Raw genomic sequence first — 14,752 nt, forward strand, 5'->3', positions numbered from 1 at the left:
CAATCCCATGAAGTCTGGTGACTCATGGGATCGTATTTTTTGAGGGGTAATTTAGAAAGGAAATGAGGTCTTTTAAAATGAAACCAATTCAGATTCTAGTTGAAAAAAATGTCGCATGTGAAATGAGAGATGGTGTAATCCTCTATGCAGATATTTATCGTCCAAATGAGGAAGGGACCTTTCCGGTTCTGTTAACAAGACTTCCTTATAGTAAGGATTTACCTCATTATTCACATCGTTACTTAGATACAAACCGTCTTGTAGAAAATGGATTTGTAGTGATTATACAAGATGTGAGAGGGCGGTATCAGTCAGAGGGGGAATTCCAATCTTTTAGACAGGAAGCGAATGATGGGTATGATACGGTGGAATGGGCGGCATCGCTGCCATTTTCAACTGGAAAGGTTGGCATGTTCGGCATGTCCTATTATGGATATACACAGTTGATGGCAGCGGCGAAGAAGCCGCCGCATTTGGCTGCTATCTTTCCCGCCATGACGTTGAATGACCAAAGAAATGGTGCTTCCTACCGAAATGGTGTTTACCAGCCGGGATTTACGGAAACCTGGACGCTTGAATCCATTGCACCTGATTTACTTATGAGAAAGTATGGAGAGCCGAAAAAAAGAGCAGATGCATTAAGAATTCTTGCTGATCAGCTTAATAAATTGGACGAACTATACCAGTTTGCCCCGGTGAATCAATGGTTGCCATTAAAGGAACTTAAGGTTGCTGAATTTTTTTTCGAAGAATTGGAACACCCGATTGAAGATGAAGATTATTGGAAGGAATCTAGTATTATCGATAAGTATGAAGACTTGCAGATTCCGGCCTATCATTTAGGAGGCTGGTATGATTGCTTTATTGGCCCGACCTTAACCAATTACTCAGAGATGACCAAAACGGGAAAACACCAAAAACTGATTGTCGGACCATGGGGGCATGGATATTTTGCTTCTATTCAAGGCGAATGTTCCTTCGGTGTGCACGCTTCGGGTGATTGGATCGATTTAGGTGGGAATATCACAGACCTCCATATTTGCTGGTTTAATCATTGGTTAAAGGGAATCGATAGTGGTTTGGAAGCGGAACCGCCGGTTAGAATTTTTGTCATGGGCATCAATGAATGGCGGGACGAATGGGAATGGCCGCTTGCACGAACCCAATATACTAATTTCTATTTGCATAGCGGAGGAAAAGCAAATACAAAAAATGGCGATGGTGAGCTTTCGCTGATGTGCCCTGTGAATGAAGCCTTTGATTCCTATTTTTACGACCCAAAAAACCCTGTACCAACAAAAGGTGGAAGTACCTTATTTGCCGGTCCGCTGACAATGGGTCCATTTGACCAATGTGAAATAGAAGAACGAGAAGATGTGCTTGTTTATTCGACTGAGCCATTAACTGAAGCAATAGAAGTGACAGGTCCGGTAAAGGTGAAACTGTGGGCTTCAACTGATGCTGAGGATACGGATTTTACTGCCAAACTCGTCGATACGGCTCCTGATGGAAAGGCTTTGATTTTAACGGAGGGAATTGTTAACGCAAAATACCGGAATGGCTTTCATCCCGAGAAAGAATTGACGGGGGAAGTGGTGGAGTATGAAATCGATCTTTGGGCGACAAGCAATGTGTTTCTCCCAGGGCATCGAATCACGCTTGAAATTTCTTCAAGCAGTTTTCCGCACTATTTGCCCAATCCGAATACCGGAAAATCATTAATTGAGAGTAGTCAGGCAATAAAAGCCAAGCAAACCATTTTTCATAATGAACTATATCCTTCTCATCTAATTTTACCTATTATTCCAGTGAAAGAATAAGTACTAAGGCAAAGGATGTTTCCGTTTAAGGAAGCGTCCTTTTTGCATTATTTGTAAATTATTACAGGATTTATTTTTCATTTATAGAATTAATTAGAATGATGCAAACATTTGGTGTAACAACGGAGGAGGATTTAAAATGTCCCTTGAAAATATGAATCCAACAATAGAAAGAATACTTGCGAATATTGAAAAAGTAATGATCGGAAAGCGAAACGTCGCAGAACTTAGCCTTGTTTCCCTATTAGCTGGAGGTCATGTCCTATTAGAAGATGTACCAGGTGTCGGGAAGACGATGATGGTGCGGGCGCTTGCTAAATCGGTAGACGCCAAGTTTCGCAGAATACAATTCACCCCTGATTTATTACCGTCAGATGTTACGGGAGTCTCGATTTACAATCCAAAAGAAATGGAATTTCAATTCCGTCCGGGTCCTTTAATGGGAAATATTATCCTTGCAGATGAAATTAACCGGACATCACCGAAAACCCAATCTGCCCTTTTGGAAGGGATGGAGGAAGCAAGTATAACGATTGATGGCGTGACCCATAAGCTCCAAAAGCCGTTTTTTGTGATGGCAACACAGAATCCAATTGAATATGAAGGGACCTACCCGCTCCCGGAGGCACAGCTTGACCGTTTTTTACTAAAAATGAAAATGGGCTACCCCGACTTGGGGGAGGAGATAGAGGTATTAAACCGGGCGCAAAAGATTCCGCCAATTGATGAACTAGAACCGGTAATTGACCTCGCAGGTCTGCTTTTATTGCAACAGGAAATTAAAGAGGTGTTTGTCGATGATACGATGAAGCGGTATATTGTCGAAGTGGTCAGCCGAACAAGAGGCCATGGCAGTGTTTATCTAGGTGCAAGTCCAAGGGGATCGATTGCCTTAATGAAAGTTGCTCAGGCATATGCTTTTATGTACGGGCGTGATTTTGTTCTTCCTGATGATATTCAATATTTAGCTCCATTCGTCCTATCCCATCGGATTATTTTAAAATCAGAAGCCAAATTCGAAGGGATTTCCGCAGAAGAGGTTATTAGCGGGATCGTTGGCAGAGTTCCAGTTCCGGTTCAAAGGTTTGTGAAATAAATGAAGAAAATAGCCATTTTTTTTAAAAAGGTTTGGAAGTTTACGGTTTTATTACTCTTGATTCTCTTAACCTTTTCTTACGCAATGTTTCAAGGTGGATTTGTCAGCTGGTTTTTATTTTACAGCTTTTTGCCATTTGGCTTCTATTGCTTGGTTTTATCCTTTTACTCCTTAAAGGACATGATGGTAATTAGAGAAATTCCAAAATCTGATTACAATGCCGGTGAACCATTAAAGGTTAAAATCACCCTCCGAAGGGGATCTTCTTTTTCATTGTTCTACCTGATGGCTGCCGACCAACTAAGAGAAAACTTTTCCCCATTGCAAATAAACCAAAACGCACTCCTCATTGCCGGTTTGAAAAAAGAGCTTTCCTACGAATACACCATTGATGAACTACCGAGAGGTGAGTATCTTTTTCAATCGATTAAGGTAAGAATCGGCGATCCGCTTGGTTTAATCGAAAAGGAAAAGGTCTTTACAGTTGAAAATAAAATCATCGTTTACCCTGCCTATTCTGAGCTTCTGTACCGTCCGTTTGAAAACCACTATGATCAAGGGATGACTGCTTCAAGGGAGCGGGTACAGCGCGATACTTCCATGGCAATTGGAGTAAGGGACTACCAGCCGGGGGACCGGTTTTCCTGGATTAACTGGAAGGCATCCGCCAAACGGAATGAAATCATGACAAAGGAATTTGAGCAGCGGCAATCGCACGATGTGTTTGTGGTGATGGATTGTGTACCGGATCCACGCTTCGAAGCGATTGTTTCCTTTACTGCTTCACTTTTAAGGGCAGTATTGAAAAAAGGAGCACAAACGGGTCTATTAACAATCAGTCAGGAAAGAGCCTCTTTTCCCATTCGAGGGGGAGAACCGCATCTCAAACAGCTCTTTTATCACCTTGCAAAAATTGAAGCCAAAAGCGTTTCTTCTTTGGAAAAAGTGTTAGAAATGGATGGGTTACTTATTCAGCAAACGCTATCGTTTATGGTGGTAACCGCACAATTGAACAAACCGCTTATTGAAAAGGCAAGCTTTCTCGGTCGAAGAAAGGGCTCAACCACCATTTTTCTTATCAAAGCTGAAAAAGAATCGCCAACCGAAAATGAACGGTCGCTCATCGTGATTGCAAATGCTCGCGGGGTTCGGATTATTATGATCCATGAAGGGGACTTCAGCCTAGCTTTCTCGGAGGTGAGTTTCCGTTGAAAAGTCGGGATATTTCAACCCTTTTATTATATGCATTGGTTTTTTTCCTTTTGTGGGAGTGGCTTCGGCCAATTGAACAATTAACCGATACGAGCCATATTTGGATCTTTATAGTGTTCTTACTTTTATCAATTGTGATGTCATTTTATCGTATAAAATGGATATTGTCGTTTTTGATAAAAGTATTCTATGTGTTCTTTTCAATCAATCGACTATATTACCAGGAAGGCTTTTTCGACATTGGCTGGCTGGCTGCGTTTTTGGCTGATTTGAAAAATAATACTGCCTTGCTTTTTACAAGAGATTGGAATAACTTATCAGACCAATTCCGTTCCTTCTTGTTTTTTATTCTATTGTGGTTAATGGTGTATTTACTCCATTATTGGCTGTTAAAACGTCAAAGAATTTTTATCTTTTTCTTCATGACGTTAATCTACATTACCGTTTTGGATACCTTTACACCCTACAGTGCAAAAGCGGCGATCGTTCGAACAGTTGTTCTTGGGTTTACTGTAATGGGAATGCTCACCTTTTACCGGATGATTGCAAAAGAAAAAATCGATAAAAAATATGCTACGCCAAGAAAGTGGATGATACCCCTTGCCGGGATGATTGCTTTTAGTGTCCTTGTTGGGATTGCTGCACCAAAGGCTGCTCCAATCTGGCCTGACCCGGTCCCGTATTTAAAAGGAGATAAGAAATACAACAGTGATGACAAAGGTGGGGGAATCCAGAGGATTGGTTATGGAACGAATGATGCCCAACTAGGGGGCCCATTTTTGGGCGATAATAAAACTGTTTTTCGCATAGAAGCAAATGGGAAGAATTATTGGAAAGTGGAGACTAAGGATACCTATACGGGAAAAGGCTGGGTGATATCACCGGGATCTGAAACCATTCCATTTAGGGAAGGGAATTTTGTACCCGTTTATCCATTGGGTAAGACTGTAAAAACGGAGAAGGAACAGGCGAGAGTATTTCCGGTTCAGGATTACCAATATCCTCATGTGATCTATCCTGCAGGGGTTAAGAAAATTTTAAATTTCTATCCTAATCCCGTGGGCGGAATTTCGCTTAATGTGGATACAACAATGGAACGAATTGTTGCGGTTTCTAGCTATGACCAACCGATTGTCCCGAGTCTTTATACAATTGTGTTCGACATTCCAAAATATCAGGCAAAAGATTTAAGGAAAACAAAGAAATTTGATTCTAAAGTGATCGACCCTATCTTTTACAAAAAATATACGCAGCTGCCTGAGGAGCTGCTTCCTCAAAGGGTTACCCAATTAGCCAGGAAGATAACATCGAAGGAAACCAATTGGTTTGACAAGGCAAAAGCAGTGGAGAAATATTTTAGTCGTATGGAATACACCTATGAACAAAAGGATGTCGCTTTTCCAGGGATAGGTGATGATTATGTCGATCAATTTTTATTTGAGACGAAAAAAGGCTATTGCGATAATTTTTCCACCTCTATGGCAGTCATGCTGCGGACACTAGGGATCCCGACACGCTGGGTAAAAGGGTATACAGGAGGGGATTTTTTACAATATAGTAAGCAAGATCCTTCTAAACAGATTTACGAAATTACCAATAATAATGCCCATTCATGGGTAGAGGTTTTTTTACCAGATCAAGGATGGGTGCCGTTTGAACCGACGAAGGGTTTTTCAAATGATGTTTCAATAAGCTATTTAGATGGATCAACAAGCTTAAGCAGTACCTCAAAAACGGAAATACCTGCAATGAAACCAGTAAAGAAACCGCTAAATGAAGAGGAAAATCTGAAGAGTTCTGAAAAGTCTACAGATCAAAAGGGCTTTCTAAAGGACATAAAAGTATTTTTTATAAAGCTTTGGAAGCCGCTGGCGCTTATCCTGTTGGTTGCCTTAGGAGTTTCAGGGATTCTTTATCGAATTCGTGGAAAATGGTATCCGTATCTCCTCCTTCTAAGATTCCGTTTTAGGAAAAAAGATGAAAATATTAGTCATGCCTACTTAATTTTATTAAAACAGCTCGAGAGATACGGGATTATTCGGAAGGAAAATCAAACCTTAAGAAATTATGCCAGTTATGTTGACTCATTTTTTTCAACAAGTGAAATGACACGTTTGACCTCAAGATATGAACAGTATCTCTATCATAATCAGCTGCCTGAAGGAAGTTGGAAGGAAGCCTGTGAATTGTGGGAAAATTTAATTAAAAAGACAATCGCTTGAACAAAAAACGACAAATTGCTACAATAAGTTTTAATTCAATAAGGTTCGTTTTACGTTACCTTCATATATCCTCGATGATAGGGTTCGAGAGTCTCTACCGGGCTGCCGTAAATGGCCCGACTATGAAGGCAGAAAGTTTTTTGAGCGATTTTGCGAGAAAACTAGAATTCTGCCTTCCTATTTTTTTTTGGGTTGGAGAAAGCTAGTTTTCTTTTTTTATTTATTTTTTTCATTTGTAGTAAAAACTAATTAAAATTGCATGAAATTAAAAAAAGAGGTGGCCGCATTGTCAGGTAAACAGGATATGATAGTTGTTTTAGATTTTGGAAGCCAGTATAACCAGCTTATTACCCGCCGAATTCGTGAATTTGGTGTGTATAGTGAGCTGCATCCCCACACAATTACCGTAGAAGAGATCAAAAAATTGAATCCAAAAGGGATTATTTTCTCGGGTGGTCCAAACAGTGTTTATGATGAAAATTCCTTCCGTTGTGATGAAGGGATTTTTGAAATGGGTCTGCCAATTCTGGGGATTTGTTATGGGATGCAATTAATGACCGTTCATTTTGACGGCAAAGTCGAAAAAGCAAAGCAGCGTGAATATGGAAAAGCAACCATGACCATACAAAATCAATCTGCTTTATTTAAGGATCTTCCAAATGAGCAGGTTGTTTGGATGAGCCATGGTGATTTGGTTGTTGAAGCACCTGCAGGTTTTACAATAGTTGGAACGAATCCACACTGTCCGATTGCAGCTATGAGTGATGAAGCAAGAAAGCTTTACGCAGTACAATTTCATCCGGAAGTCCGCCATTCTGTTTATGGAAACGACCTTCTGAAGAATTTTGTTTTCAATGTTTGTGATTGCAGCGGCGATTGGTCGATGGAAAACTTTATCGAAATGGAAATGGAAAAGATTCGCCAGACTGTCGGTGACAAAAAAGTCCTTTGTGCCCTTAGTGGCGGTGTAGACTCATCTGTTGTAGCTGTCCTAATCCATAAAGCGATTGGCGACCAACTGACATGTATTTTTGTGGATCACGGTTTACTTCGTAAAAACGAAGCAGAAAGTGTTATGAAAACTTTCTCCGAAGGTTTCCATATGAACGTTATCAAGGTTGACGCAAAGGATCGCTTCCTTTCCAAATTGGAGGGTGTTTCAGATCCGGAGAAAAAACGTAAAATCATCGGTAACGAATTTATCTATGTATTTGACGATGAAGCAGCGAAGCTTGAAGGAATTGAGTTTTTAGCGCAAGGAACGCTTTATACCGATATTATTGAAAGTGGTACGGCAACGGCGCAAACGATTAAATCCCACCATAATGTCGGTGGTCTGCCTGAAGACATGCAGTTTACATTAATTGAGCCATTGAATACCCTTTTTAAAGATGAGGTCCGTGCTCTTGGAACTGAACTTGGGATTCCGGATGATATTGTTTGGCGCCAGCCATTCCCTGGACCGGGTCTTGGTATTCGGGTACTAGGTGCAATTTCAGATGACAAATTAGAGATTGTACGTGAATCCGATTGGATCTTACGTGAGGAAATTAAAAAGGCAGGCTTAGACCGAGAAATTTGGCAATACTTTACTGTCCTTCCTGACATTCGCAGTGTTGGGGTTATGGGCGATACCAGAACGTATGATTACACGATTGGTATTCGTGCTGTTACCTCGATTGATGGGATGACATCCGATTGGGCACGGATTCCGTGGGATGTGCTTGAAGTTATTTCAACCCGAATCGTCAATGAAGTTGCTCATGTAAACCGGGTGGTTTATGATATTACCAGCAAGCCGCCAGCTACGATTGAGTGGGAATAAGGTGAAATTTTAATCAGTGGGGGCTTCCCCACTGATTTTTAGTTGTACAAAAATTAAATAAATGTTGGAAAATACGAATGTTTTTATTTTAATAATAAAAAACGTTCGTATTTTTTATTGACAGAAAACCTCCTCCTTGATATGATACTAACGTACTAAATAATTGTCATATTGTGTCGTATAATCTTGGGGATAGGGCCCAGAAGTTTCTACCGAGCTACCGTAAATAGCTTGACTACGAGGTGAGTTTTTAATAGGGGATTTTTGTCCTTTTGTTATTTACATATGCCTTTTGTCAACGCTTCGGTGGATACCGGAGCGTTTTTTGGTGATTTTATTAGATAAAGGATTAATTAGGGGGTAAATAGGTTGAAAAACTATTTTGAGTTTGCAAAGTTCGGTACCAGTTATCGTCAAGAATTCATGGGCGGTATGACTACTTTTTTAGCAATGGCTTATATTTTAGTGGTAAACCCACTAACTTTATCTTTAGCAAGTATTAAAGGGTTCCCGGATGCTTTAAGAATGGATTATGGAGCAGTATTTGTGGCAACGGCTATTGCTTCTGCTATCGGTTCAATTGTCATGGGACTCCTTGGAAAATACCCGCTTGCGCTTGCGCCGGGGATGGGGTTAAATGCATTTTTTGCTTATACCGTAGTATTGGGGGATAAAATCCCTTGGCAGCATGCGTTAGGTGCGGTATTAATTTCTGGTGTGTTCTTCTTCGTTTTGACACTCACTGGACTTCGTGAAAAAATTATTAATGCGATTCCAATCGATTTAAAACATGCCGTTGGGGCAGGTATTGGTTTGTTTATCACCTTTATTGGACTTCAGGAATCAGGAATTATCGTAAAAAATGATGCAACTCTTGTGGGCTTAGGCAACTTATCAAACGGGAATACTTTGCTAACGATTTTTGGTATCTTAGTTACGGTTATCATGATGACCAGAGGAATAAAAGGAGCCGTATTCTTTGGAATGATTATCACGGCGATTGTCGGAATGATTTTTAACTTAATTGATGTTCCTCATCAAGTTGTCGGAAAAGTACCAAGTTTAGATCCAACATTTGGTGCTGTATTTTCATCCTTTAGTGACAGTTCTTTCTGGTCAACAAGTATGGTGGGAATTATCCTGACATTCTTGTTTGTTGATTTCTTTGATAATGCAGGAACGCTTGTTGCAGTTGCTAACCAAGCGGGATTAATGAAAGACAACAAGCTTCCGAATGCAGGAAGAGCGTTGTTATCTGACTCAATTGCAACAATGGTTGGTGCTGTTTTGGGAACTTCTACTACTACTTCTTATATTGAATCTACTGCAGGAGTAGCTTCAGGGGCTAGAACAGGATTTGCTTCATTAGTAACAGCGGGCTTCTTTATTTTAGCAATCTTCTTCTTCCCGTTATTATCAGTAGTTACTACAGCTGTTACCGCACCTGCACTGATTATTGTCGGAGTATTGATGGTTTCTTCGTTAGGCGATATTGAATGGAAAAAATTTGAGATTGCCGTACCGGCTTTCTTAACGATGATTACCATGCCGCTTTCTTATAGCATTGCAACAGGTATTGCAATTGGGTTTATTTTCTACCCAATTACCATGATTGTAAAAGGAAGAATCAAGGATGTTAATCCTATTATGTATCTCTTCTTTGTAATCTTTCTTGTATATTTTATTTTGAAATAAGTGAGAAAAAGGAACCTCTTTCCCGGATTGAGGTTCCTTTTTTGTCGACTATTGGTCATGATTTCCGTGGAAATAGTCGAAAATTGCCGTTGACTTCCTGTATTCTCTCTTTTACGATGATGATACTAAGGAAAAGGGAAATGGAGAAAAGGGTATGGCAAAATTATTGATTGATAAAGTGTTGAATAACAATGTTTTAATCGCTAAACACCCTTCCTATGAAGAAGTTGTCTTAATTGGAAAAGGTATTGGTTTCAATCGGAAACAGGGGAATTTTATTGAGACTGATACAGTTGAAAAGCTTTTTGTTTTAAAAAATGAAAATGAACAAGAAAGTTATATTAAGCTGCTTCCTTTTATTGATAATGATTTTCTTGAAGTGATTATTTCTGCCATAGATTTGATCAAGCAAAGAACAAATTCACAGCTCAATGAACATATCCATGTTGCTTTAACGGACCATTTAATGTTTGCAATTACAAGGGCATCACAAGGGATGGAAATGTCCAACCCGTTTTTAGTGGAAACAAAAGCGTTGTATCGGCATGAGTACGAAGTAGCGGCAGAAGTCGTCCGATACATTCGAGAGAAAACGGGAATAAACCTCCCAGATGGTGAGATTGGTTTTATTGCACTGCATATTCATAGTGCGATTACAAATAAAAATCTCTCCGATGTGAACCGTCATTCTCAGCTTATAAGCAGGCTGGTTGAAATGGTCGAAGAACAGCTTGATATTGAAATTGATAAAGAAAGCATTGATTATATGCGTCTTGTTCGTCATCTCCGATTTGCGATTGAAAGAGTGCAGAAGGGGGAGCGGGTAGAGGAACCAGAAAAAATTGCTTCCCTATTGAAAGAAGAATATCCAGTATGCTATAATCTTTCCTGGAAGCTCATTAAGGTAATGCAGCAAACATTAAGGTTGACAGTCTATGATGCAGAAGCAGTTTATTTAACAATGCATTTGCAAAGGCTTCAAAAGAAAATTAAATAGCTATTATTTTTTACGTGTTACTGATTCGATCAGGCATGAGTGAAAAGTATTCATTGAAATAAAGTGTAGGGGGCATTCTAAACCCATACCTTTATTCAGTTTACTTTTACTCATGCCTTTTTTTGTTGGTTTTATGCCATAAATGAAAACGCTTAATGAGCTAAATTAAAAATATTGGGGGTTATATCATGTTTAAAAATGCCTTTGGCGTCTTACAAAAAGTCGGTAAAGCATTAATGCTGCCAGTTGCAATTTTGCCGGCTGCTGGGATTTTACTTGCGATTGGTAATGCACTTCAAAACCCAACCTTATTAGATCTTGCACCATTTTTAGATAACCATGGTGTAGCAATGGTTGCAAAAGTTATGGAACAAGCAGGAAGCGTTATTTTTGGGAATCTTGCTCTGTTATTTGCAGTCGGGGTTGCAATTGGATTAGCCGGAGGAGACGGTGTTGCGGGTCTAGCGGCAATTGTTGGTTTCCTTATCATGAACGCAACGATGGGTACAGCACTAGGCATTGATGCAGATGCTTTAACGAAACATCCGCAAAGCTATGCATCTGTATTGGGGATTCCAACTCTGCAAACGGGTGTGTTTGGCGGTATTATTGTCGGGATCATTGCAGCAACAATGTACAATAAATTCTTTGAAATTGAACTCCCATCTTATTTAGGATTCTTTGCGGGTAAGCGGTTCGTACCAATTATAACGGCAGCAAGTTCAGTCATTTTAGGATTAATTATGATTGTGATTTGGCCGCCAATTCAATCTGGCTTAAATGCATTCTCAACGAACATGGTAGACGCAAATTTAACGCTTTCTGCCTTTATTTTCGGGGTTATTGAACGTTCTCTTATTCCATTTGGATTGCATCATATCTTCTATGCGCCATTCTGGTTTGAATTTGGGAGCTATACAAATAAAGCGGGTCAAATTGTTCACGGTGACCAGCATATTTTCATGGAGCAAATTAAAGATGGTGTAAAACACCTAACTGCCGGTACATTCACAACTGGTAAATATCCATTTATGATGTTTGGTCTTCCTGCTGCTGCTTTAGCGATTTATCATGAAGCAAAGCCGGAAAAGAAAGCTGTTGTCGGCGGTCTTATGTTTTCTGCTGGTTTAACATCATTTTTAACAGGTATTACAGAACCAATTGAATTCTCATTCTTGTTTGTAGCACCAGTATTATTCGGTATTCACGCCATTTTTGCCGGACTATCCTTTATGACCATGCATCTTTTAAATGTAAAAATCGGAATGACCTTCTCAGGAGGATTGATAGATTACATTTTATTTGGGCTTATTAACCCGCAAACACATGCATGGATTGTTATTCCAGTGGGCCTTGTCTTCGCAGTCATTTACTACTTCGGATTCCGTTTCGCAATCCGTAAGTTTGACCTCAAAACTCCTGGTCGTGAATTAGAGGAAGAAGAAGATGACGCTCCAACAGGAAAAGCTGGATCAGGTGACCTTGCAGCAAATATTTTGGATGCAATGGGTGGACAGAAAAACATTGCTCATTTAGATGCGTGTATTACTCGCCTGCGTGTATCAGTAAATGATATTAAAGAAGTAGACAAAAGCCAATTGAAAAAATTAGGTGCTGCAGGTGTTCTTGAGGTAGGTAATAACATCCAAGCCATCTTTGGACCACGTTCTGAAACCATTAAAGGACAAATGAAAGATATTATGGAAGGAAAACGTCCAAGAGCTGCAGCGGCGCCAAAGGAAACTAAGCTTCAAGCTGTTCCAGCCGGGAATACTAGTAAAGAAATCATTGTTGCTCCATTAAAAGGAGAAATCAAACCGATCACTGAAGTTCCAGACCAAGTCTTTGCTGGAAAAATGATGGGAGACGGTTTTGCGATTGTTCCTTCAGAGGGGACGGTTGTATCACCTGTTGATGGAAAAATTGTTAACCTATTCCCAACGAAACATGCAATTGGAATCTTATCCGACGGTGGTCGCGAAATCCTTATTCACGTGGGAATCGACACGGTTAATTTGAAGGGTCAAGGGTTTGAAACATTAGTGTCTGAAAATGACCGTATTGTAAAAGGACAGCCATTATTAAAGGTCGATTTGGATTATGTAAAAGAGCATGCGACTTCTACGATTACTCCAATTGTTTTCACCAACTTAGCAGAAGGTGAAAAAGTCGTGCTTGAAAAACAAGGCCGAGTAGATTTGAAACAAGCAGATATCGTAAGAATTACAAAATAAGTAGTATGCGGAGCCGACCTTTTAAATGGGGTCGGTTTTTGTGTTTTATAAGTATCGAATTTTTGAAATAACGAATCATAAACGTATAATTGATTACAAAGACAGATAAATTGAGAGGCGGCAATCCTGTGCAAATGAAAAAGTCAGTCAAGTGGGTAATTAGTGTTTTATTCTGTTTTGTGATTATTACGATAGCGGCATTTAATGTATATGGTAACACCCAGTCGGGATTGCAAGGTAACCTCAAGAATAGGCTCGAAGTGTTTATGGATAAAGAGGCTGTAGATAGTCAATTTAATGGTGTCGTGTTAGTTGCCAAGGATGGAAAGGCGATATTTGAAAAAGGCTATGGGTTTGCCAATAAGGAAACCGGGGTTCCTAATCGACTAAACACCCAATTTCGTATCGCTTCGCTAACAAAATCCTTTACAGCGGTATCCATCCTTCAGCTTGAAAAGAACGGGAAATTGAAAACTTCTGATCCAATATCGAAGTATATAGATCATTTTCCTGATGGCGATAAAATTACCATTCAAAGTTTGCTGACCCACAGCTCGGGGGTTGCTGACCATTCTAAACTAACAGATACAACTAAGCCAATCACTCTGCCAGCATTTATTAATTTAATGAAGAAACAAACATTGACTTTCAATCCCGGAACAAAATATATGTATTCTAACACAGGGTATATGATGCTTGCTTATATTATTGAAAAGGTTTCTGGAAAAAGTTATCAGACCTATTTTCGGGACAATATCTTTAAACCTGTTGGTATGGATCATACCTATTTTAGAAAGGTGGATGCAAAGGATTTTGCAATCGGATATAGGAACATGCAGAGAGCGGTAGAAAGTGATGATGAAAGTCAGCTCGCAGGAGCGGGTGATATTATTTCAACAGTCGGAGACATGATGAGATACAATAATGCGATCCATGATTTCAAAATCCTTTCGCCAAATGAGATTGAAAAAATGGAGACAGGCTATATCGATACCTCTAAATTGGGCGTTTTTAAATATGGCTACGGTTGGAAAGTAGCAAATAACTTTATTAGTTTTGGAAGACCGATGATTGAGCATAACGGCAGTTTGCCTGGTTTCAAATGTGAAATAGTGGATTTTATTAAGGACAGGGTTACCGTTATCGTTTTGTCTAATAATTATGGAACGTGGAATTCAGGAGCGCTGGCGCGTAAATTGGCTTCTATTTGTTTAGGGACGAAATTTTGGTTTTACCAAAAATATTTTTAAAACGAATCCATATAAGTAGGAGAAAAGGTTCAAAAGGATTCTAGCCAATTCTAATTTGAAAAAGTGAAAAATAGTGTTGACGTAGCAATAGAAATGGTGGTAATATATTTAAGCAGTCGTTAATGACGAGTCAACAACAAAATGATAATAATGATTTAAAAATAAATGTTGACAAATCATTAATGGGATGATATTCTAATAGAGTTGCTTCCGAAAGAGATTTTAGAAGCTGAAACAAGATTGTTCTTTGAAAACTAAACAGACAAAAACGTCAACAAACAATAATTATCGTGTTTCTTCTATTAATATAGAGAACACGAGCCAACGTAACAAATGAGCTATATCAACTTTCTTGGAGAGTTTGATCCTGGCTCAGGACGAACGCTGGCGGCGTGCCTAAT

9 protein-coding genes and 2 riboswitches are annotated in these 14,752 nt (G+C 39.5%); all 9 genes read left to right on the forward strand.

The genetic code is table 11. From position 1 onward, the window contains the following. Positions 1 to 77: 77 nt before the first annotated feature. The 9 genes from ACFQZ9_RS26275 (at position 78) to ACFQZ9_RS26315 (ending at position 14,351) form a co-directional block, all read left to right on the forward strand. Positions 78 to 1,820: a CocE/NonD family hydrolase gene (locus tag ACFQZ9_RS26275; protein ID WP_498946354.1), complete on the forward strand. Its 1,743-nt coding sequence runs from the start codon at positions 78 to 80 to the stop codon at positions 1,818 to 1,820. 139 nt (positions 1,821 to 1,959) lie between these two features. After that, positions 1,960 to 2,916, forward strand: a complete 957-nt coding sequence (locus tag ACFQZ9_RS26280; protein ID WP_198313640.1) for an AAA family ATPase — start codon at positions 1,960 to 1,962, stop codon at positions 2,914 to 2,916. After that, a complete protein-coding gene (locus ACFQZ9_RS26285; RefSeq protein WP_498946355.1) occupies positions 2,917 to 4,128 on the forward strand; it encodes a DUF58 domain-containing protein in 1,212 nt (403 codons plus the stop codon). Beyond that, complete coding sequence (locus ACFQZ9_RS26290) at positions 4,125 to 6,350, forward strand: transglutaminase TgpA family protein (protein ID WP_498946356.1); 2,226 nt, start codon at positions 4,125 to 4,127, stop codon at positions 6,348 to 6,350. The genes ACFQZ9_RS26285 and ACFQZ9_RS26290 overlap by 4 nt, the downstream gene beginning before the upstream one ends. 41 nt (positions 6,351 to 6,391) lie before the next feature. After that, a riboswitch (purine riboswitch) is annotated at positions 6,392 to 6,493 on the forward strand. A 116-nt stretch (positions 6,494 to 6,609) separates the two neighbouring features. After that, entirely contained in the window at positions 6,610 to 8,175 is a 1,566-nt protein-coding gene (gene guaA / locus ACFQZ9_RS26295; protein ID WP_498946357.1) for a glutamine-hydrolyzing GMP synthase, read from the forward strand. A 156-nt stretch (positions 8,176 to 8,331) separates the two neighbouring features. Next, a riboswitch (purine riboswitch) is annotated at positions 8,332 to 8,433 on the forward strand. Positions 8,434 to 8,544: 111 nt separating this feature from the next. Continuing rightward, on the forward strand, positions 8,545 to 9,870 hold the full coding sequence (locus tag ACFQZ9_RS26300) for an NCS2 family permease (protein WP_498946358.1): 1,326 nt from the start codon (positions 8,545 to 8,547) through the stop codon (positions 9,868 to 9,870). Between the two features lie 154 nt (positions 9,871 to 10,024). Further along, positions 10,025 to 10,867 carry a glucose PTS transporter transcription antiterminator GlcT gene (gene glcT / locus ACFQZ9_RS26305; protein ID WP_498946359.1) on the forward strand — a complete coding sequence of 281 codons (843 nt, stop codon included), beginning with the start codon at positions 10,025 to 10,027 and terminating at the stop codon, positions 10,865 to 10,867. A 188-nt stretch (positions 10,868 to 11,055) separates the two neighbouring features. After that, on the forward strand, positions 11,056 to 13,101 hold the full coding sequence (gene ptsG / locus ACFQZ9_RS26310; protein WP_498946360.1) for a PTS sugar transporter subunit IIABC: 2,046 nt from the start codon (positions 11,056 to 11,058) through the stop codon (positions 13,099 to 13,101). 134 nt (positions 13,102 to 13,235) lie between these two features. Then, positions 13,236 to 14,351 (forward strand): serine hydrolase domain-containing protein, encoded by a 1,116-nt coding sequence (locus ACFQZ9_RS26315; protein ID WP_498946363.1) that lies wholly within the window; start codon positions 13,236 to 13,238, stop codon positions 14,349 to 14,351. The last annotated feature ends 401 nt before the right edge of the window (positions 14,352 to 14,752 follow it).

The organism is Neobacillus sp. GCM10027624, assembly GCF_042675345.1.
GTDB classification, from domain to species: Bacteria; Bacillota; Bacilli; order Bacillales; family Cytobacillaceae; genus Neobacillus; species Neobacillus cucumis_D.

Bases quoted from the DNA above. Each gene is read 5' to 3' on its own strand.
- glcT (WP_498946359.1), top strand. From the start codon at position 10,025: ATGGCAAAATTATTGATTGATAAAGTGTTGAATAACAATGTTTTAATC.
- ACFQZ9_RS26285 (WP_498946355.1), top strand. From the start codon at position 2,917: ATGAAGAAAATAGCCATTTTTTTTAAAAAGGTTTGGAAGTTTACGGTT.
- ACFQZ9_RS26315 (WP_498946363.1), top strand. From the start codon at position 13,236: ATGAAAAAGTCAGTCAAGTGGGTAATTAGTGTTTTATTCTGTTTTGTG.
- ptsG (WP_498946360.1), top strand. From the start codon at position 11,056: ATGTTTAAAAATGCCTTTGGCGTCTTACAAAAAGTCGGTAAAGCATTA.
- ACFQZ9_RS26280 (WP_198313640.1), top strand. From the start codon at position 1,960: ATGTCCCTTGAAAATATGAATCCAACAATAGAAAGAATACTTGCGAAT.
- ACFQZ9_RS26275 (WP_498946354.1), top strand. From the start codon at position 78: ATGAAACCAATTCAGATTCTAGTTGAAAAAAATGTCGCATGTGAAATG.
- guaA (WP_498946357.1), top strand. From the start codon at position 6,610: ATGAAATTAAAAAAAGAGGTGGCCGCATTGTCAGGTAAACAGGATATG.